Consider the following 18,826-nt stretch of genomic DNA (forward strand, 5'->3'; position numbering starts at 1 on the left):
GGGCACCGGCGCGGGCGGCGCCGGCCGGGGGCGCGGCGGCGGCGGCGAGGGCGGCGATGGCGACGGCGAAGATACCCCGCCGCGCCTGCTGCGCGGCCGGCTACGCTATGGCGACCTGCCCGATTGGCTGCGCGACCAGGAGCGCACGGTGCGGATGGAGCTGCGCTACACGATCGAGGTCGATGGCCGGGTAAGCCGCTGCGGCGCCGACCAGTCGAGCGGCTATCCCGAGGTCGACGCGCTGATCTGCCGCCTGATCCGCGAGCGCTACCGCTATCGCCCCGCGCTCGACGAGGACGGCGATCCGGTGCGCTCGACGATGATCGAGCGCCAGGATTTCATCGCCCGGCCGGGGAAGGAGGAGGGCGACTAGCCGATATTGCCTCGATGCCTCGACCCACCCCAACCCCTCCCTGCCAGGGAGAGGCCATCATAACCTTCTCCCCTCCCTGCAAGGCAGGGGTCGGGGGTGGGTAGGCGCCAGGCGGCGGCCTAACCCCAGGGATAGAGCGCCGCGACCACCCAGCGCCCCTCGCCGCGCAGCAGCCCCCAGGCACGAGCGGCGGCGCGGCTGTCCATCACTTCCAGCCCGATGTCGCGCGCGGCGAGCGCTTGCGTCAGCGCGGCGGGCGGGCGGGCGAGCGTCGCGCCGGTGCCCAGCAGCACGAATTCGGGCGCGGGATCGAGCCCCAGCACAGGGGCCAGCGCGGCGTCGTCCAAAGCCTCGACCGCCGGCGGCACCCAGCCATCGGCGCGGCGCGGCGTGAGCAGCAGCCCCAGGAAAATCTTGTCATCCACCCGGAAGCCGCCGCGCGCGAAGCCGCTCACCAGCGGCCCGGCGCCCGCCGCCTCGCGCGCGAGCTTCACCCGCGCGGGCTGACGCGCTCGGCGCCGGCGATCGGGTTCGCCTTGGCGGTCTGTTCGGGCTCGGCGCGCAGGCCGAGCGTGATCAGCAGCGACGACGAGACATAGATCGACGAATAGGTGCCGACGAACACGCCGAGCACCATCGCCGCGGTGAAGCCGCGCAGCACGTGCCCGCCGAAGAACAGCAGCGAGATCAGCGCGAGCAGGATCGTCAGCGAGGTCATCACCGTGCGCGGCAGCGTTTCGTTCACCGACAGGTCGATGATCTCGCGCATGTCCATCTTGCGATAGCGGCGCATATTCTCGCGGATACGGTCGTCGATCACGATCTTGTCGTTGATCGAATAGCCGATGATCGTCAGCACCGCGGCGACGATGTTGAGATCGACTTCCCATTGGGTGATCGCGAAGAAGCCGAGTGTCATCAGCACGTCGTGGACGATCGCGACCACGGTGGAGACGCCGAACTGCCATTCAAAGCGCAGGATCGCGAACAGGCCGATGCCGAGCACCGCCGCCAGCACCGCGAGCGCGCCGCGCCAGATCAGCTCGTTCGAGACCTTGCCCGAAACCACGTCCTGCTTGGAAAAGCGCGCGCCCGGAAATTCACGGTCGATCGCCGCCTGCACCTGGCGCACCACGGTCTGCGCCGCCGCCTTGTCATTGCTTTCGGGCGCGGGCAGGCGGATCGACACGGTCTTGGGATCGCCGAACTGCTGCAGCCGCACCTCGCCCAGGTTGAGCCGCTCGATCGAGCCGCGCAGCTTGTCGAGCGAGGGTTCGCTCGCGAACTTCTCCTCGATCATCAGCCCGCCGACGAAATCGACGCCCAGGTTCAGCCGATAGACGAGCACGCTGGCGAGCGCCGCGATCGACAGCAGCGCGGTGAGCCCGAACGCCCAATAACGCAGCCGGACGAAGCCAATATTGGTGTTGTCGGGAATGAGTTTCAGGAGGCGCATCGGCGTTCCTTAAAAATACGGGCCTTAGATATGCAGTTCGTTCGGCCGCTTGGCCTTCAGCCACAGCGCGACGAACATGCGGGTCAGCAGCACCGCGGTATAGACCGAGGTGGCGATGCCGATCAGCAGCACCACCGCGAAGCCCTTCACCGGGCCGGAGCCGAGCAGCAACATGATCAGGCCCGAAATGCCGTGCGTCACGTTCGCCTCGAAAATGGTGCGGCTGGCTTCCTTATAGCCCAGTTCCACCGCCTGGAGGACGCTTCGCCCGCGCCGGCGTTCCTCGCGGATGCGTTCGTTGATCAGCACGTTGGCGTCGACCGCGGTGCCGATCGTCAGCACGAAGCCGGCGATGCCGGGCAGCGTCAGCGTGCCGCCGATGATCGCCATCACCCCCAGGATGACGAGCACGTTCAGCACCACCGCGATATTCGCATAGACGCCGAACCGCCCATAGGTGACGAGCATGAACACGATCACCGCGACGGTCGCGATCACCGAGGCGAGCACCCCCGCGCGGATCGATTCCTTGCCGAGATCGGGGCCGACGGTGCGTTCCTCCACCGTCTTGAGCGCGACCGGCAGCTTGCCCGAGCGCAGCGCGATCGCCAGCTCGCTAGCGCTCTGCACGGTGAAGCTGCCGCTGATCGAGGCGGTGCCGCCCAGGATCGGCTCGTTGATGTTGGGCGCCGACAGCACCTTGTTGTCGAGGATGATCGCGAAGGGCTTGCCGACATTTTCCTGCGTCACCCGCGCGAACTTCTTGCCGCCGGCGGTGTCGAAGGTGATGACGACGTTGGGTGCGTTGGTCTGCGTATCGTTCGATTGGCGCGCGTCGATCAGCTGATCGCCGGTGACGATCGCGCGGCGCTTCACCGCGAGCCCGCCCTGGCCGCTCGCGAAGGGCAGCACCTGGCTCCCCGGCGGGGCGATGCCCTGCTGCACCTGCGCCGGATCGGCGTTCAGATCGACCAGCTTGAATTCTAGCTTCGCGGTCTTGCCGATCAGCTCCTTCAGCGCCTTGGGGTCTTGCAAGCCCGGCACCTGGACGACGATGCGGTTGGCGCCTTGGCGGACGATCGTCGGCTCCTTGGTGCCGAGCGCGTCGATGCGGCGGCGGACGACATCGGTCGCGTCGTCCATCGCGCGGTTCACCGCCTGGTCGAGCCCGGCCTGGGTCGGCGTCAGCACGAAGCGGCTGCTGTCGACCACCTCGATGTTCCAGTCGCGCTGGCCGGTAAAGCCGGCGCCGGTCGTCAGCGCCATCAGCTTTTCGCGCGCGGCGTCCACCTGCGTCACGTCGCGGAGCAGAAAGCTCACCTTGCCGCCGGCGATCGAGACTTCGCCGATGCCGATCTTGGGATTGGCGCGGCCGAGTTCGGTGATCACCGTCTCGCGCATCTGCTCCAGCCGGCTCTGCGCGATGTCCGAGGTTTCGGCCTCGAGCAGCAGGTACGAACCGCCCGCCAGATCAAGCCCATAGGCCACGCGCGGCGAGTGCAGATTGTAGCGCGCCAGGATGCTCTCGGGCACGAAACTGGGAATGGCGATCGCCACCAGCACGATAAGCGGCAGCAGGATCGAGACGATCTTCCAGCGCGGGAAATCGAGCATCAGTCGTTCGCCGGCTTGGCGCCGCTTACCGCCACCGCGGCGAGGGTCGACTTGATCACCTTCACCCGCACGCCTTGCGCGATCTCCAGCTCGACGACCTTGTCGTCGACCTTGGTCACCTTGCCGATCAGCCCGCCGGCGGTGGTGACTTCATCGCCCTTCTTCAGCGCGGCGATGGCGTTTTGCAGCTGCTTCATCCGCCCCTGTTGCGGGCGGATCATCAGGAAATAAAAGGCGATGAACACCAAAAGCAGCGGTACGAAGGTCTGGAACACCTCGAAACCGCCGGCGGCAGGGCTGCCCGCGGTTTGGGCAAAGGCTGGGGTGGCGAACATTGTTTCAGTCTCTAAGGCTGGATCGGCGGCGCGCACCGCCCCCTGTTAAGCGGCGCGCGCTATCATCTAGCGCGCGGGGTTGCAACATGGGCGGGTGGCCGGCGCCATTCGGCTGACGGCGAAGCGACCCGCAAGCCCCTCCCTTGCAGGGAAGGATTGGGATGGGTGGCTCCGAAGCACGCCGCGCCGAACGGGAACGCGCTGGCTCGACCCACCCCCCGGCCCCTCCCTTGCAGGGAGGGGTGACACGGCGAGGAAGGAAGCGTTATCCCGCGATCGAAGGGGAACTCGCATGACATTCCGATGGACGCTCGCGCTCGCCCTGCTCGCCCCCACGCCGGCCCTCGCGCAAACCCCGGAGCAGCGCGCCGAGCGCGTGCTCGCGGCGAGCCCGGTGATCGACGGGCATAACGATCTCGCCTGGGCGATCCGCGAGGCGGGGAGCACGCTGCCCCCCGATCTCACCAAGAGCACGGCCGCCTTGCCCTATCCGTTCCAGACCGATCTGCCGCGCGCCCGCGCCGGGCATCTCGGCGGGCAATTCTGGTCGGTCTATGTGCCCGCCGAACTCCATGGCGACGAAGCGGTGCGGGTGACGCTCGAACAGATCGACCTGGTGCGCCGGATCGTCGCCGCGCATCCGCAAATGGCGCTCGCCGGCACCGCCGCCGAGCTGCGCGCTGGGATGCGCGCGGGCAAGCTCACCGGCATGATGGGGGCGGAAGGCGGGCACCAGATCGCGGGCAATCTCGCGGCGCTGCGGCTCTACCACGCGCTCGGCGTGCGCTACGTCACCCTCACCCACTTCAAGAGCCTCGCCTGGGCGGACAGCTCGACCGACGCGCCGCGCAGCGGTGGCTTGAGCGATTTCGGCCGCGCGGTGATCGCCGAGATGAACCGGATCGGCATGATCGTCGACGTTTCCCACACCAGCGACGCGACCGCGATCGCCGCGATCGCGCTCAGCCGCGCGCCGGTGATCGCCTCGCACTCGGGCGCGCGCGCCGTCACCAACGTGCCGCGCGCGATGCCCGACGAAGTGATCCGCGCGCTCGCCGCGAAGGGCGGGGTCGTGATGGTGAGCTTCTATGAAGGCCATGTCTCGAACGCCTGGGCCGCGTGGGACAAGGCGCGCACCGCCTATGCCGCGAGCGTGGGGGTGAAGGCCGATATCTATGGCCCCAAGGCCCCTGCCCCGCTCGTCGCCTGGGAAGCCGCGCACCCCGCGCCGGTGGTGACCGCGCGCGACGTCGCCGATCATGTCGAGCAGATCGCGCGGGTGGGCGGCAAGGGCGCGGTCGGCATCGGCGCTGATTATGAGGGCATCGCCGGCAATGCCCCGGCGGGGATGGGCGGGGTCGACGGCTACCCCGCGCTGTTCGCGGAACTCGCGAGACGCGGCTGGAGCGACGCCGAACTGGCCGGGCTCGCCCAGGGGAACGTGCTGCGGGTTATCGAGGCGGTGGAGGCCACCGCCAAGGCGAGCGCGGGGATGCCGCCGGGAACCGCGGCGCTGGTGGAATAGCCGCAGCGCCGCCGCCCCCGCCGGACAGGGAGCGGCGGCACGCGCCGCTACTTCACCCCCTCATGCGCCTGCGCCATCTGCCTGGCGTCGGCCATGTCCTGCGCGCCGCCATGATCCTCGTCGCTGGTGCGGCCCGCGCCCGGCCCGGCGCCCAGATCGGCGCCGGTCAGCGGATCATAATCGGGGTCGGACATCTGCCGCGCCGCCATCGCCGCGACCGCCGCGTCCTGATCGGGCGGCAGGCGGACTTCGGCATGGCCCGAGCCGCCATCGACCGGCAGATATTGCGTCAGGTCATCGACCCGCTGCCACTGCGGCCCCTCGTTCCACGCCCCCGTCCGGTCGCCCTCGCCCTGCGAGGTGTTGACGTACATATTGGCGTAGGGCTCGAGCCCCGGCAGCTTGCCCGGCGGGAAATTGTCGCGGATCGCGTAGAGCGCCTTCTCGAACGACTTCTGGTGCGCGATCTCGCGCGTCATCAGGAAGCCGAGCGCTTCCTTGATGCCGGGATCGTCGGTGATGTTGATCAGCCGCTCATAGATGATCTTCGCGCGCGATTCGGCGGCGATGTTCGAGCGCAGATCGCAGGTCGGGTCGCCGCGGCTGTCGATATAGGCCGCGGTCCACGGCACGCCGGACGAGTTGGTGAGCGCCGGCCCGCCGCCATAGAGGATCGACTGGGTATGGCTGTCGCCGCCGGCGTTGACCGCCATGTACAGATCGGCCTCCTCCAGCGCGGCTTCGGAAAGCTGCCCCTTCACCCCGCGGTTGAGCATCGCGACGATCGAACCGATCACTTCCAGATGGCTCAGCTCCTCGGTGGCGATGTCGAGCAGCAGGTCGCGCCGGCCGGGGTCCTCGTCGCCCAGGCCTTGCGTGAAATAGCGCATCGCGGCGGCGAGCTCGCCATCGGGGCCGCCAAATTGTTCGAGCAGCAGCGAGGCGAGCGCGGGGTTGGGCTCGGCGACGCGCACGGTATATTGCAAACGCTTGTTGTGCATGAACATGGGGACAGCCTCCGGGAGGGGGAAGGCCGTACCAACGGCTGGCAGCGGCGCCCGTTGCGCGGCGAAGCGGGGTTCAGCCCAAGCGTGGCGTCAGCGCGGCATCCCGCAGCCCGCGCCAGACTTTCAGCGCCTGCACCGTCTCCGCGACATCATGCACCCGCAGCAGCTGCGCCCCCGCCTGCGCCCCCAGCAGCGCGAGCGCGACCGAGCCGCCGAGCCGCGCCTCCACCGGCGCCTCCCCGGCGAGCGCGCCGATCAGCCGCTTGCGGCTCGCCCCCAGCATGATCGGGCAGCCGAGCCCGTGGAACAGGGCGAGGCCGTTCAGCAGCGCGAGATTGTCGGCCAGGGTCTTCCCGAAGCCGATGCCCGGATCGACGATGATCCGCGCGCGGTCGATCCCCGCACGCTCCGCGAAGGCGATGCGCGCCGCCAGGAAATCATAGGCTTCGATCAGCACGTCGCGATAGCCCTGGCCGCCATGCGGGCCCTTGGCGGGCTCGGGGGAGTGCATCAGCACCACCGGCACGCCCGCGCCGGCGACGATCGCGGCCGCGCGCGGATCCCAGGCGAGCGAGGAGATGTCGTTGACCATCACCGCGCCCGCCGCGAGCGCCGCCTCCATCACCGGGCCTTTGCGCGTGTCGATCGAGACCGGGGCGGCGCCCGCCAGCCGCTCGACCACCGGGCGGGTGCGCGCCACCTCGTCGCCCTCCCACACCAGCGGCGCGCCGGGGCGGGTCGATTCACCGCCGAGATCGACGAGGCTTGCCCCCGCCGCGATCATGTCGAACCCGCGCGCGGCGGCGGCTTCGGGATCGTCGTGGAGCTTGCCGCCGTCCGAAAAACTGTCCGGCGTCACGTTCAGGATGCCCGCGACATGCGGCTGATCGAAGCGCAGCACACGGGCACCGAGCGTGAGCGGCGCGCGCGGGGCGGTGAGCCGGGCGAAGGTCGCCGCCGCCGCCTCGGCCTGCTCGCCCGGGAGCGTGGCGAGGAACGCGTCCCACTCTCCGACCGGCACGATCCGCTCGCGCCGCCGCCCGCCCTCGACCGCGATCACCTCGAGCGCGGCGAACCACAGCAGCCCGCCCGCGAGCCGGGCGACGGGTTCGGCGCCCACGGGCGTATCGGCGAAGCGGATCGGGCGGAGATAGAGCATCGCGGTGTGTTAGGGGGTGTGCGGGCGAAAGGGAATCGGTTCGTGCCGCAACCGTCGCGCACGCCGGTGCGCGCCGGCTTGTCGCCCCCCTCCCCCGCGCGGGCGGCGCTTTCGGCGAGGACGCGGACGAGACAGCCGCGCGGTCCTTCAGCCGCCCCAGCCCGAAACCGCGCGCCGCGCGCCTTGCGGCGGCCGCTCGCTCGCCGGCACGGGGGTGCGATTGTGGGTGGGGCTCTCCTGCTTGGGGGCGGGAGTATGCGCTCGGGTGGGGGTGTAGGACAGGGGGGACGTCGATACTTCCATCCCCTCCCGCGGCGACTCTGTTGCCAACGCGGAGCATTCACCTTAGGCTATCAGCGTATGATTACCCGCATCGAGATAGATGGCTTTAAGAGTTTTCAAGACTTTGGAGTCAATTTACAGCCATTTACAGCTCTTGTCGGGCCTAACGCAAGCGGCAAATCAAACTTGTTTGATGCGCTACGATTTCTATCTCTCTTAGCTAAGCACGACATTCGACATGCTATGCAAGGTCTTCGCGGGGAGCCCGAAGAGCTATTTCGGCGGACCGCCCAAGAGACCTCCACGAAAATGAGCTTTGCCGTTGAAGCGCTACTCCCAAAGCATGGTACAGATGCATTCGGCGCGAGTTACGACGTCCCCGCTCAGCGCCTACGCTATGAGCTGGAGCTAGGACTTCAAAACGGTCGTGACGGCTCACCTCGAAGAGTTCAGGTGATAAAGGAATTTTGTCGCCCTCTGTCGAAGGCCGAGGACCGGGCCAGAGCAATTCTTAAGAACATATCGGTAAATTACACAAAAGTTAGTCCGTTTATTAGACTCAGCGAGTCCGGCGAGGCTATTGAAGTTAGACAAGACGGCCGGCAAAAGAGAGGTCGGCCTGTAACTTTATCGCTAAAAGAAGCATCAAGGACTGCCTTATCAACGATTACGACCGCTGAATTTCCTCATCTTTATGCTCTACGCGACGCTATATATAATATAAGTTTCTTGGAAATAAACCCTCATGCTGCGCGTATGACAAATGACCGCTTTGAGGAACCATTGCTGAAGTCTGACGCATCAAATCTGGCTGCCGTGCTAGCCCGTTTGAAAGACGAAACCGCTTCCCACCAAAGACCTGAGGGAATTTTGGCTGACATTGCCGCTGATCTCTCATCTTTGATTCCCTCTGTCAAAAGACTTGAAAGCTCGAGCGACAATTTACAAAGGCAATATGCCTTTTCTTTGCGGTTTGCAGATGACATGTCGTTCAGCTCTCGAGTAATTTCTGATGGAACTTTACGACTGCTAGCACTGCTGACAATTCTAAATGACCCAGACCGGAAGGGAACACTTTGTTTTGAAGAGCCTGAAAACGGCGTTCATGAAGGCCGGATATCTGCATTGATTAAGTTTCTTAGAGATGCAGCGGTAGTTTCGACGGACCCAAAATACCCTGCCTTTCAGATTCTCATCGCGACTCACTCACCGAAAGTGATGGAGTGCCTTAGAGATGAGGAAATAGTTGCTGCCGATACAGTTGTAGTCATCGGTCGAAATCCTCCCGGTAGAACGATAAGGACTCGGATGCGCACAGGCGTTCAGCCTGTTGGCGATATGTTTAACCCGGAAAATCACCTTGTACGTTCTGAAATCGAAGCTCTGTTACAACGGTCTGTCGACGCCGCATGATATATTTGAGCTGGGCAGCCTTGCATGAAGGGTCGACGGATCGCGCTTACTTCGACGTTCTTATTCCACGAGTCATGGAAGATTTCGTTCTGCGCCGTGGTATTCAAGACGCCACGGTCCCCCAAACAGCTGCCGTGCGTTTTACAAGGTCAGGCCGGCGGGCAGAGGAGGTTGCTGCTGACATATGCCGGGATCGAGACGCGTTTCACATCGTCTACATCCACGCCGATACCGGCGGGAGGGCTTTGGAAGCGGCAATGCCCAGGCGATCGGATGATTACCGGACCGCTGCACAGCAGCTTTGCGGTTTTATCCCGGAACGCTGCGTCATAATGGCGCCGCGACATGAGACAGAAGCGTGGATACTAGCTGATCTACGGGCCGTTTGCGATGCCTTGGGTTATCGCGGTGATCTCGCTGGCCTAGGGCTTCCTAGAAATGCTCGGGAAGCCGAAAAGCTTGTCGATCCAAAGTCCTCCTTAAGACAAATTATTTCGCAAGTTCGAGGGCGTCGGGGGCCTGCAGATATCCCGCAACTAGCGTCAGCCGTAGCCCAACGACAAGATCTAAGTTCACTGAGCCAATCAATTTCCTATCAAAAGTTCGAGTCAGAGGTCGAGCGAGCCCTTGTTAGCTTAGGCTGCATAGTCTGAACCCAACTTACTGAGATCGCCAAAATCGTTATAACGCTAACTTTATTCCCTCAAGCCGCCTCAGCCCCCCGCTTCGCCTTCTTCCGCTCATGCGGGTCAAGAAACTTCTTGCGCAGCCGGATCGACTTCGGCGTCACCTCGACCATCTCGTCGTCGTCGATATAGGCGATCGCCTGCTCCAACGTCAGCTTCCTTGGCGGGGTCAGGCGGATCGCGTCGTCCTTGCCGCCGCTCGCGCGGAAGTTGGTCAGCTGCTTCGCCTTCATCGGGTTGACTTCAAGGTCGTCGGGCTTGGCGTTCTCGCCGATGATCATGCCTTCGTACAACGGCTCGCCGGGGCCGACCATCAGGATGCCGCGCTCCTCCAGCGAGTTGAGCGCATAGGCATTGGCCTCGCCCGAACCGTTGGAGATCAGCACGCCGTTCTTCCGCCCCTCGATCAGGCCCTTATACGGGCCATAGCGTTCGAAGATGCGGTTCATGATGCCGGTGCCGCGCGTGTCCGACAGGAACTCGCCGTGATAGCCGATCAGCCCGCGCGAGGGGGCGGAGAAGGTGATGCGCGTCTTGCCACCGCCCGAGGGGCGCATGTCGGTCAGCTCGGCCTTGCGCTGGTTCATCTTGTCGACGACGGTGCCGGAAAATTCCTCGTCCACGTCGATCACGACGGTTTCATAGGGCTCCTCGCGGCCCTGCTCGCCGTCGCGGAACAGCACGCGCGGGCGGCTGATGCCCAGCTCGAACCCCTCGCGGCGCATCGTCTCGATCAGCACGCCGAGCTGGAGTTCGCCGCGCCCGGCCACCTCGAACGAATCCTTGTCCTCGCTTTCGGTGACGCGGATGGCGACGTTCGATTCGGCCTCGCGGAACAGGCGGTCGCGGATCAGGCGGCTCGTCACCTTGCTGCCCTCGCGCCCGGCCATCGGGCTGTCGTTGACGGCGAAGCGCATCGAGAGCGTCGGCGGGTCGATCGGCTGCGCCTTGATCGGGGTCGAGACGCTGGTGTCGGCGATGGTGTTGGCGACGGTCGCGACGGTCAAGCCGGCGAGGCTGATGATGTCGCCCGCCTCGGCTTCTTCCACCGGCACCCGCTCAAGCCCGCGGAAGGCGAGGAGCTTGGAGGCGCGGCCGGTCTCGAGCACGCGGCCGTCGCGATCGAGCGCGTGGATCGCCTGGTTGAGCTTCACCACGCCCGAGGCGACGCGGCCGGTGAGGATGCGCCCCAGGAAATTGTCGCGATCGAGCAGCGTCACCAGGAAAGTGAACGGCGCGTCGCGATCGACTTGCGGCGCCGGCACATGCGCGACGATGCGGTTGAACAACGGCGCGAGCGTACCCTCGCGCGCCTCGGCGTCCTCGCTCGCATAGCCGTTGCGGCCCGAGGCGTAGAGCACGGGGAAATCGAGCTGATCGTCATTGGCCTCGAGCGTCACGAACAGGTCGAACACCTCGTTCAGCACTTCCTGCACGCGCGCGTCGCTGCGGTCGATCTTGTTGACGACGACGATCGGGCGCAGGCCCAAAGCGAGCGCCTTGCCGGTGACGAACTTGGTCTGCGGCATCGGCCCTTCGGCGGCGTCGACCAGCAGGATCACGCCATCGACCATGCTCAGGATGCGCTCCACCTCGCCGCCGAAATCGGCGTGGCCGGGCGTGTCGACGATGTTGATCCGCGTGCCTTCCCATTCGACGCTGGTGCATTTGGCGAGAATGGTGATCCCGCGCTCCTTCTCCAGATCGTTGGAATCCATCGCGCGTTCTTCGACCCGCTGATTGTCGCGGAAGGTGCCCGATTGGCGGAACAGCTGGTCAACAAGCGTGGTCTTGCCATGATCGACGTGCGCGATGATGGCGATATTGCGCAGATTCATGCGAAAATTTGTCCTGGGGAGAAGCGTTCGGGCGCGCCCTTAGCGCAATTGCCGCGCCGCGGAAAGGGCGGGTGCGTTTTGATGGCGACGCCGGCGCGTTCCCGGCCGGGCTAGCGGTGCCGGGCGATCAGCGCGCTCGCCGCTTCCGGGGTCAGCGGCTCGGCATAAAGGAACCCTTGCGCGAACTGGCAGCCCAGCTCGCGGAGCTGGCGGCGCTGGCAGCTCGTCTCGATCCCCTCGGCGACGACCGACAGCTTCATCGTCTGCGCGAGATCGAGCACCGCGCGGACGATTCCCGGCGAGGTGCGGTTGCGCGGGTCGCACAGGTCCTGAACGAAGCTGCGGTCGAGCTTCAGCGTCGAGAAGGGATAGCGGTGGAGGTGGCCGAGCGAGGAATAGCCGGTGCCGAAATCGTCAAGCCCGATCTTCACCCCCAGCCCGCGCAGATCGCGCATGATCTCGATCGCGCGGTCGGGATTGGCGATCGCGATCGATTCGGTGATCTCCAGCGTGACGAGCGCGGGCGGCACCCCGGTTTCGCGCAGCGTCTGGTGGACGATCTCGGTAAAGCCCGGCAGCAGGAACTGGCGCGGCGAGACATTGATGCTCATCGACACCGGCGGCGCGGGATGGGTGCGGTTCCAGGTGGCGGCGGCGGCGCAGGCCTCGCGCAGTACCCAGTTGCCGATCGCGACGATCAGCCCGGTCTCCTCCGCCACGCCGATGAACTGCCCCGGCCCCACCACTTCGCCACCGCCGCGCCGCCAGCGCAGCAGCGCCTCGAAGCCCGAGACGCGGTTGCTCTTCATGTCAACGATCGGCTGGTAGAGCAGGCGGAACTCGTCGCGCGCGAGCGCGCAGCGCAGATCATTCTCGGTCTGCAGCCGCGCCATCGCCCGCTTGCGCAGCGCCTTGTCGAACAGCGCGACCTGGCCGCGCCCGCGCGCCTTGGCCTCGTAGAGCGCGGTATCGGCCTTGCGCAACAGGTCGGTCGCGGTCACCCCCTGGCTTTGGGCGAGCGCGACGCCGATGCTCGCCGTGGCGTGAACCTCGCCGCCCGCCACGCGGTAGGGACCGCCGAGCGCCGCGAGCAGCCGCTCGGCGACCGCGCTCGCCCGCCCCGGCTGGTCGAACTCGTCGAGCACGATTGTGAACTCGTCGCCACCCAGCCGGGCGAGCGTCCAGGCGGGCCAGCCCTCGGCCTGCGGCAGCGCGTCGAGCACGCTGCGCAACCGCGCGGCGATCGCCTGCAGCAGGCTGTCGCCGGCATGGTGGCCGAAACTGTCGTTGACGAGCTTGAACCCGTCGAGATCGAGGAACAGCACCGCCACCTCGCCGCCGCCCCGCCGCGCGCGCCGGTCGAGCGCCTGGCTCACGCGGTCTTGGAACAACGCCCGGTTGGGCAGCGCGGTCAGCGGATCGTGGAGCGCGTCGTGCAGCAGCTGCGCGGCGAAGCGCTCGCGTTCGATCACCCGGCCGAGTTGCGTGCCGATCTGGCCCATCGCCGCCAGCATGTCCGCGTCCTCGGCCAGTTGCGACCGGGCGAAGAATTCGATCACCCCGGTCACGTCGCGCTGGACCTGGATCGGGAACGCGAAGGCCGAGGCGAGCCCGACCGCCGTCGCCACCGGGCGACGCGGGAAATTGCCGTCGGCCTGCAGATCCGCGAGCCATAGCGGCGCCCCACTTGCCAGCACCCGCCCCGGCAGGCCCTCGCCGCGCGCGAAACCCCGCGCCAGCGACGCCTCGATGAACGGGGCGAGCGCGTCGGGATCGTCGGCGTGCCAGGCATCGGCGGGTATCAGCCGGTGCGGCGCCTGCGGATCGACCAGATAGACATTGCCGAACACCCAGCCGGTCGCGTCGCAAATCTCGCGCACGGCGAAGCGCAGCGCCTCGCCGGTGTCGGCGGCTTCATTGGCCTTGGCGGCGACGCGCTGAAGCAGTTCGATCCGCTGCTGCGCCAGATAGGCGCGGCGCAGCCCGGCTTCGGCGATCGCCTCCGCTTCCAGCCGCGCGGCACGCTCGCGCGCCAGCCGCCGTTCGAGCCGGTCCAGCCGCCGCTGCGGGGTATCGCCGAGCGCGTGCTCGAAGGCGTCAGGCGTCAGGACACCCATCGCACCTCCAGCGCACAGGCGCGCGCGCCCTCGTGCATACAGGCGCTCTGGCTGACCGAGACCGTCTCGCCATAATGCGCGGCGGCGCCCAGGATCAGCCCTTCGGCGAGCGCGCACAGCCGGCGCGGGCTGGTATAGCCCAGCTGCAGCCGGTCGGGCTCCGCCGATTGATAGCGGAAATGCGGGCACACCGCGCCGGGATAGAGCTTGTGCACTTCCGGGTGGATGATGGTGTTCAGCGCCAGCAGGAAATCGCGCGCATTCTGGTGCGGCGTGAACAGCGCAGGGTAACGATCGACGAAGCGCGGCATCGCTGTCTGGCCGAACCAGCGCAGAATGTCCGCCGCCGGCTTGTCGAGCGCGGTCGCGGCGGCGCCGACCAGCGCGACCGCCTCGGCATCGGGATAGGAGCCGAGCGAGGTATAGGCCCCGCGCGCGCCAGAGGCTTCGATCAGATCGTCCCACACCCCGTCGCCGAACTGATCGATCACCGCTTCTTCAAGCAAGTTGAAGATAATGCCTTTCATCGTCCCCGCCGCTCGACTTGACCATTTTTACATCGCGCGACCCGCTTTTGCCGCAGGTTCGATTAATGAATTGCAATCGTCGGGCGCTTTCGGCCCGGATCGGGTAAGCCGTTGGCCCCGGGCGCGAAGCGTCTTATATGAGCAAGACGGTTGATCCGTTGCCGGCGGCACGGCATGAGTCAATCCGGGAGGAACAAGCATGGCGACCGAGGTTCAATCCGCGCAACTGGTGCTCACCCCGCCCGATCCGGTGCCCGCCGTGGCGCCCGAAAAGGCCGCCGGGCTGGTACCGGTCGACACCGCCACCCGCACCAAGCTGGAGGAGCGGGTCGACGCGTTCATCGCCGATCTGGTGGCGCAGGACGTGAATTCGCCCGAATTCGGCAAGCGCGTCGATTCGATCAGCGCGATGGGTCAGAAGGAAATCCGCGACGCGGCGAGCCAATCGAACCGCTTCCTCGATCGCCCGGTGCGCGCGATGGACCAGGAATCGGGCGTCGGCGCCGATCTCGCGCAATTGCGCCGCACGATCGAGGATCTCGATCCCGGCAAGAAGATGATGGCGCCGAAGAAGATCTTCGGCCTGATTCCCTTCGGCAATTCGATGCGCAATTATTTCGACAGCTATAAGTCGTCGCAGCAGCACATCGCCGCGATCCTGAAGTCGCTGCAAAGCGGCAAGGACGAGCTGTTGATGGACAATGCCGCGATCGACACCGAACGCGCCAATCTGTGGACGGCGATGGGCCGGCTCGAACAGATGATCGTGATGGCCAAGACGATGGACGCGCGGCTGGAGGACAAGGCGAACGAGCTCGACGCGACCGACCCGGCCAAGGCCAAGGCGATCCGCGAATCGGCGCTGTTCTACGTCCGCCAGCGCGTGCAGGACTTGCTCACCCAAATGGCGGTGACGGTGCAAGGCTATCTCGCGCTCGATCTGGTCAAGAAGAACAATGTCGAGCTGGTGAAGGGCGTCGATCGCGCCTCCACCACCACCGTCTCGGCGCTGCGCACGGCGGTGACGGTCGCGCAGGCGCTCACCAACCAGAAGCTGGTGCTGGAGCAGATCACCCAGCTCAACACCACCACCGCCAACATCATCGATTCGACCGGGCAGCTGCTCAAATCGCAGACCGCGACGATCCACGAACAGGCGGCGAGCGCGACCATCCCGGTCGAAACGCTGCAACGCGCCTTCCAGAACATCTATGACACGATGGACGCGATCGACAGCTTCAAGCTGAAGGCGCTCGACAGCATGAAGACCACGGTCAACACGCTGTCGAACGAGGTCGAGAAATCGAAGGGCTATATCGCCCGCGCCGAGGGCGCCGCGCAGAATGCGGGTGCCGACGCGATCAAGCTCGAGGCGCTGAATTGAGCGAAACCGATCGCCAGATCGAACGCGCGCGCGACCTGCTCGAACGTACCGGCCGCGCGCGCCAGGGCGCGCAACTGCGCGAGCGCCAGCGCGAGACCGGGCGGCGGCTGCAGCGCGCGCTCGTCGCCGACGCGCTGATCCTGGCGGCGGCGATCGGGGCGAGCCTGTTCGGGCTGCTCGGCCCGCTCGGCTGGGTGGCGGCGGTGATGCTGATGCTGGTCGTCAGCTTCGTGCTGATGGCGACGCCCACCCAGGCGCCGCCCACCCCTGAAAAGCTCGCCGCGGTGCCGCTGAAGGCGCTGCCCGCGCAGACCGACCGCTGGCTCGCGACCCAGCGCCCCGCGCTCCCCGCGCCGGCGGTATCGCTGCTCGACGGGATTTCCTTGAAGCTCGACACGCTCGCCAGCCAGCTCGAACGCCTGCCCGAGGAGGCGCCGGCGGCCGCCGAGGTGCGCAAGCTGGTGGGCGAGCAGCTGCCCGAGTTCGTGAAAGGCTATCAGGCGGTGCCCAAGGAGCTGCGCCGGGTCGAGCGCAACGGCAAGACGCCCGACGCGCAGTTGGTCGAAGGGCTGAAGCTGATCGAGGACGAGATCGGCGCGATGACCGAGGAACTGGCGCAGGGCGATCTCGACGCGCTGGCGACGCGCGGGCGGTTCCTGGAAATCAAGTATCGCGGCGACGAGGCATGACGCGATTGAAGATCGATTTCGTGTCGGACATCGTCTGCCCGTGGTGCGTGGTCGGGCTCGGCGCGTTGCGCGCGGCGTTGGCGCAGCATCCCACGGTGACGGCGGAGATCGTTTTCCACCCCTTCGAGCTCAACCCGGCGATGCCGCGCGAAGGGCAGAATGTCGTCGAGCATGTCGCCGAAAAATATGGGGCGACGCCGGAGCAGTCAGCCAACAACCGCCAGCGTATCCGCGACGCGGCGGCAGCCTTTGGCTTCGCCATGAACGGCGATGCTAGCAGCCGTATCTACAATAGCTTCGATGCGCACCGGCTGCTCGACTGGGCGCGCGGCGCTGGCCGACAGGCGGCGCTGAAGGACGTGCTGTTCCGCGCCTATTTCACCGATCGCGCCGATATCAGCGACCCGGATCAACTGGTCGCCGCCGCCGGCGAAAGCGGACTCGATCGCGCCGAGGCGGCGGCGATCCTGGCGAGTGACGCCCATGCCGATGCCGTGCGCCAGGCCGAGGCATATTGGCACGCCCAAGGCATCGCGGCGGTGCCGTCGATCATCTTCGACGATCGCTATCTCGTGCAGGGCGCGCAGCCGGTCGAGGTCTTCGATCGGGTGATCCGCAAGCTAACCCAGGCTCAAGCCGCCACCGCATAGCGATCGCGGCCGCTGGCCTTGGCGCGGTAGAGCGCTTCGTCGGCGGCGCGGATCAGTTGCAGGCGCTCGGCGCCGGGCGTGATCTCGGCCAAACCCGCGCTCACCGTCACCCGCACGCTGATGCCGCCGGGCGTCGTCGTCACCGCATCGGCGACCGCGGCGCGCACCCGTTCGCACACCATCGCCGCCTGCTCGATCGTCGCGCCGGGCAGGATAAGCCCGAATTCCTCGCCGCCCAGCCGCGCGACATGATCGCCCGCGCGCACGCAGGCGAGCGCCGAGCGGGCGAAGGTTTCGAGCACCAGATCGCCCACCGCATGGCCATGGGCGTCGTTCACGCGCTTGAAGAAATCGATGTCGAACAGGGCGATGCAGCCGCCATCGGTCGCCTCGATCCGGCGATCGAGGATCGAATCGAACTTGCGGCGATTGGCGAGCCCGGTCAGCGGATCGGTGGTCGCGGCGTGCGCCAGCCGGGCCTCGAGCGCCTTGCGCCCGGAAATGTCGCGCACCGTGGAGACCCAGCCAGTGATCCGCCCGCCGGAGACGGCGGCGCGGGTATGCGCCTCGTACCAGCGGCGCTCGCCACTCGCGTGATCGGCGCGATATTCGACGACCGAGCGCTCGCCCGGCCGCGCCCGCGCCGCGTCGATCGCCTTTTGCATCGTCGCCCGGTCGGGGCCGCACGGCAGTTCGGCCGGCGTCGCGCCGATCATCACCGCCGGCTCGAACCCCGTCACCTCGCGCGCCGAGGGCGAGACATAATTGACGACGCCAGCGGCATCGAGCGTGACGATCATATCGGTCGCGCTTTCGGTGATCAGCTTATAGCGCGCCTCGCTCTCCGCCGGCCGATCGAGCGTCGCGCGCCGCAGCCGCAGCTCGGCGGCGACCGGCAGCACGGTCAACACCGTCACCCCCAGATAGCCCTGGAACAGCCGGACATGATCGGCGACCGATCCGCCGATCACATAAGTGCCGCCATGTCCCAGCGCGGTGAAAATGCCGCCGATCAGCCCGAGAACGACGATCGCGACCGTCGTGCCGACGCGTTCGAGCCGGAAGGTGACCAGCATCAGCGGCAGGATCGGCACGAACAGCAGCGGCAGCACCGCCTGCCCGAAAACGATGACGCTCACCGCGCCGATCATCAGCAGATGCGCCGCCGCCTCCATCCGCCGCAGCAGCGTCGCCTGGCGCCACCACAGCCCCAGTTCACCGTTCAGCAGCAACAGGAAGAACGGCGCCACGGTCAGCTGGCCAAGCCCGTGGCCAAGCAGCCAGGCGGATGCCTCGGCGAACATCGGGCGGCCGGTCGCGAGACCGCTGAGCGCGGCGGCGGGTAGCGCCGTGACCAGCGCCGCGCAGGCCGCCGCGAGCAGCAGCCCGATCACCGCATCGACCGAATCGAGCGCGTCGTCGCCCCGCCGCCACAGCCGCAGCAGCAGCGCCGCGACCACCGATTCGGTCATGTTCACCAGCGCGAGCGGCACCGCGACGGCCCAGCCGAGCCCGACCAGGCCGGTCGCGAGCACGCTCGCCAGGGTGCAGGCGGTAAGCGTCGGCCCCCAACGGTGGCGCGGCAAGCGCACGAGTTCGGCGGTCAACAGGCCCGAGGCGACCCACAGGGCCGCGAGCCCCCCTTCGAAGCTGGTCAGCCGGATCAGCGCCGCGGCCAGCGCGAAATAGCCAAGGCCGACCATTCCCGCCCGGAGCCAGCCGGCGGCGCGTTGAGAGTCAATGGCGCGAAGTGGCGCGTGCATCCCATTGG

17 protein-coding genes are annotated in these 18,826 nt (G+C 66.9%); 6 read left to right on the top strand and 11 right to left on the bottom strand.

Going from position 1 to position 18,826, the window contains the following annotated elements; translation table 11 throughout:
* A partial coding sequence (locus tag K2X73_RS13110) for an energy transducer TonB (RefSeq protein WP_294111527.1) occupies nucleotides 1–373 on the top strand: 373 nt, incomplete at its 5' end.
* A 119-nt stretch (nucleotides 374–492) separates the two neighbouring features.
* Here the strand turns inward: K2X73_RS13110 and K2X73_RS13115 are convergent.
* From K2X73_RS13115 to yajC, 4 genes are read right to left on the bottom strand one after another with little or no spacing between them, the layout of a single operon-like run.
* Nucleotides 493–867 carry an MTH938/NDUFAF3 family protein gene (locus tag K2X73_RS13115; protein WP_294111529.1) on the bottom strand — a complete coding sequence of 125 codons (375 nt, stop codon included), beginning with the start codon at nucleotides 865–867 and terminating at the stop codon, nucleotides 493–495.
* Nucleotides 864–1,829, bottom strand: coding sequence for a protein translocase subunit SecF (secF, locus tag K2X73_RS13120; protein ID WP_294111531.1), 966 nt, complete (start codon nucleotides 1,827–1,829; stop codon nucleotides 864–866). The genes K2X73_RS13115 and secF overlap by 4 nt, the downstream gene beginning before the upstream one ends.
* A 24-nt stretch (nucleotides 1,830–1,853) precedes the next feature.
* A complete protein-coding gene (secD, locus tag K2X73_RS13125; protein WP_294111533.1) occupies nucleotides 1,854–3,443 on the bottom strand; it encodes a protein translocase subunit SecD in 1,590 nt (529 codons plus the stop codon).
* Nucleotides 3,443–3,778 (bottom strand): preprotein translocase subunit YajC, encoded by a 336-nt coding sequence (yajC, locus tag K2X73_RS13130; RefSeq protein WP_294111534.1) that lies wholly within the window; start codon nucleotides 3,776–3,778, stop codon nucleotides 3,443–3,445. Before yajC ends, secD begins: the two co-directional genes overlap by 1 nt.
* A gap of 292 nt (nucleotides 3,779–4,070) precedes the next feature.
* On the opposite strand from yajC, the gene K2X73_RS13135 reads away from it, so the two are divergent.
* Nucleotides 4,071–5,303, top strand: coding sequence for a dipeptidase (locus K2X73_RS13135; RefSeq protein WP_294111536.1), 1,233 nt, complete (start codon nucleotides 4,071–4,073; stop codon nucleotides 5,301–5,303).
* A 47-nt stretch (nucleotides 5,304–5,350) separates the two neighbouring features.
* Here K2X73_RS13135 and K2X73_RS13140 read toward each other — a convergent pair whose 3' ends face one another.
* The 3 genes from K2X73_RS13140 to K2X73_RS13150 all read right to left on the bottom strand — a co-directional run bounded on the left by K2X73_RS13140 (nucleotide 5,351) and on the right by K2X73_RS13150 (nucleotide 7,772).
* On the bottom strand, nucleotides 5,351–6,304 hold the full coding sequence (locus K2X73_RS13140; RefSeq protein ID WP_294111538.1) for a manganese catalase family protein: 954 nt from the start codon (nucleotides 6,302–6,304) through the stop codon (nucleotides 5,351–5,353).
* 79 nt (nucleotides 6,305–6,383) lie between these two features.
* Nucleotides 6,384–7,469, bottom strand: a complete 1,086-nt coding sequence (gene folP, locus K2X73_RS13145) for a dihydropteroate synthase (RefSeq protein WP_294111539.1) — start codon at nucleotides 7,467–7,469, stop codon at nucleotides 6,384–6,386.
* Nucleotides 7,470–7,616: 147 nt separating this feature from the next.
* Nucleotides 7,617–7,772, bottom strand: coding sequence for a hypothetical protein (locus K2X73_RS13150; RefSeq protein ID WP_294111542.1), 156 nt, complete (start codon nucleotides 7,770–7,772; stop codon nucleotides 7,617–7,619).
* Between the two features lie 57 nt (nucleotides 7,773–7,829).
* Between K2X73_RS13150 and K2X73_RS13155 the strand changes: the two genes are divergently transcribed.
* On the top strand, nucleotides 7,830–9,164 hold the full coding sequence (locus K2X73_RS13155; RefSeq protein WP_294111545.1) for an AAA family ATPase: 1,335 nt from the start codon (nucleotides 7,830–7,832) through the stop codon (nucleotides 9,162–9,164).
* Between the two features lie 703 nt (nucleotides 9,165–9,867).
* Here the strand turns inward: K2X73_RS13155 and typA are convergent.
* From typA to K2X73_RS13170, 3 genes are all read right to left on the bottom strand, one after another.
* A complete protein-coding gene (typA, locus tag K2X73_RS13160) occupies nucleotides 9,868–11,688 on the bottom strand; it encodes a translational GTPase TypA (protein WP_294111547.1) in 1,821 nt (606 codons plus the stop codon).
* 110 nt (nucleotides 11,689–11,798) lie between these two features.
* Nucleotides 11,799–13,805, bottom strand: a complete 2,007-nt coding sequence (locus K2X73_RS13165) for an EAL domain-containing protein (RefSeq protein ID WP_294111548.1) — start codon at nucleotides 13,803–13,805, stop codon at nucleotides 11,799–11,801.
* A complete protein-coding gene (locus tag K2X73_RS13170; RefSeq protein ID WP_294111550.1) occupies nucleotides 13,793–14,332 on the bottom strand; it encodes a heme NO-binding domain-containing protein in 540 nt (179 codons plus the stop codon). The genes K2X73_RS13165 and K2X73_RS13170 overlap by 13 nt, the downstream gene beginning before the upstream one ends.
* Nucleotides 14,333–14,531: 199 nt before the next feature.
* Between K2X73_RS13170 and K2X73_RS13175 the strand changes: the two genes are divergently transcribed.
* The 3 genes from K2X73_RS13175 to K2X73_RS13185 are packed head-to-tail and all read left to right on the top strand — an operon-like array spanning nucleotide 14,532 to nucleotide 17,055.
* Nucleotides 14,532–15,716 (top strand): toxic anion resistance protein, encoded by a 1,185-nt coding sequence (locus K2X73_RS13175; protein WP_294111552.1) that lies wholly within the window; start codon nucleotides 14,532–14,534, stop codon nucleotides 15,714–15,716.
* On the top strand, nucleotides 15,713–16,405 hold the full coding sequence (locus tag K2X73_RS13180) for a hypothetical protein (RefSeq protein WP_294111554.1): 693 nt from the start codon (nucleotides 15,713–15,715) through the stop codon (nucleotides 16,403–16,405). Before K2X73_RS13175 ends, K2X73_RS13180 begins: the two co-directional genes overlap by 4 nt.
* Entirely contained in the window at nucleotides 16,402–17,055 is a 654-nt protein-coding gene (locus tag K2X73_RS13185; RefSeq protein WP_294111557.1) for a DsbA family oxidoreductase, read from the top strand. Before K2X73_RS13180 ends, K2X73_RS13185 begins: the two co-directional genes overlap by 4 nt.
* Here K2X73_RS13185 and K2X73_RS13190 read toward each other — a convergent pair.
* Nucleotides 17,037–18,818 carry a diguanylate cyclase gene (locus K2X73_RS13190; RefSeq protein ID WP_294111559.1) on the bottom strand — a complete coding sequence of 594 codons (1,782 nt, stop codon included), beginning with the start codon at nucleotides 18,816–18,818 and terminating at the stop codon, nucleotides 17,037–17,039. The two genes, K2X73_RS13185 and K2X73_RS13190, sit on opposite strands and share 19 nt — an antisense overlap.
* Nucleotides 18,819–18,826 lie beyond the last annotated feature (8 nt).

Source organism: Sphingomonas sp. (genome assembly GCF_019746665.1).
Lineage (GTDB): Bacteria > Pseudomonadota > Alphaproteobacteria > Sphingomonadales > Sphingomonadaceae > Sphingomonas.

Bases quoted from the DNA above. Each gene is read 5' to 3' on its own strand.
- secF (WP_294111531.1), bottom strand. From the start codon at position 1,829: ATGCGCCTCCTGAAACTCATTCCCGACAACACCAATATTGGCTTCGTC.
- secD (WP_294111533.1), bottom strand. From the start codon at position 3,443: ATGCTCGATTTCCCGCGCTGGAAGATCGTCTCGATCCTGCTGCCGCTT.
- yajC (WP_294111534.1), bottom strand. From the start codon at position 3,778: ATGTTCGCCACCCCAGCCTTTGCCCAAACCGCGGGCAGCCCTGCCGCC.
- K2X73_RS13135 (WP_294111536.1), top strand. From the start codon at position 4,071: ATGACATTCCGATGGACGCTCGCGCTCGCCCTGCTCGCCCCCACGCCG.
- K2X73_RS13140 (WP_294111538.1), bottom strand. From the start codon at position 6,304: ATGCACAACAAGCGTTTGCAATATACCGTGCGCGTCGCCGAGCCCAAC.
- folP (WP_294111539.1), bottom strand. From the start codon at position 7,469: ATGCTCTATCTCCGCCCGATCCGCTTCGCCGATACGCCCGTGGGCGCC.
- K2X73_RS13150 (WP_294111542.1), bottom strand. From the start codon at position 7,772: ATGGAAGTATCGACGTCCCCCCTGTCCTACACCCCCACCCGAGCGCAT.
- K2X73_RS13155 (WP_294111545.1), top strand. From the start codon at position 7,830: ATGATTACCCGCATCGAGATAGATGGCTTTAAGAGTTTTCAAGACTTT.
- typA (WP_294111547.1), bottom strand. From the start codon at position 11,688: ATGAATCTGCGCAATATCGCCATCATCGCGCACGTCGATCATGGCAAG.
- K2X73_RS13165 (WP_294111548.1), bottom strand. From the start codon at position 13,805: ATGGGTGTCCTGACGCCTGACGCCTTCGAGCACGCGCTCGGCGATACC.
- K2X73_RS13170 (WP_294111550.1), bottom strand. From the start codon at position 14,332: ATGAAAGGCATTATCTTCAACTTGCTTGAAGAAGCGGTGATCGATCAG.
- K2X73_RS13175 (WP_294111552.1), top strand. From the start codon at position 14,532: ATGGCGACCGAGGTTCAATCCGCGCAACTGGTGCTCACCCCGCCCGAT.
- K2X73_RS13185 (WP_294111557.1), top strand. From the start codon at position 16,402: ATGACGCGATTGAAGATCGATTTCGTGTCGGACATCGTCTGCCCGTGG.
- K2X73_RS13190 (WP_294111559.1), bottom strand. From the start codon at position 18,818: ATGCACGCGCCACTTCGCGCCATTGACTCTCAACGCGCCGCCGGCTGG.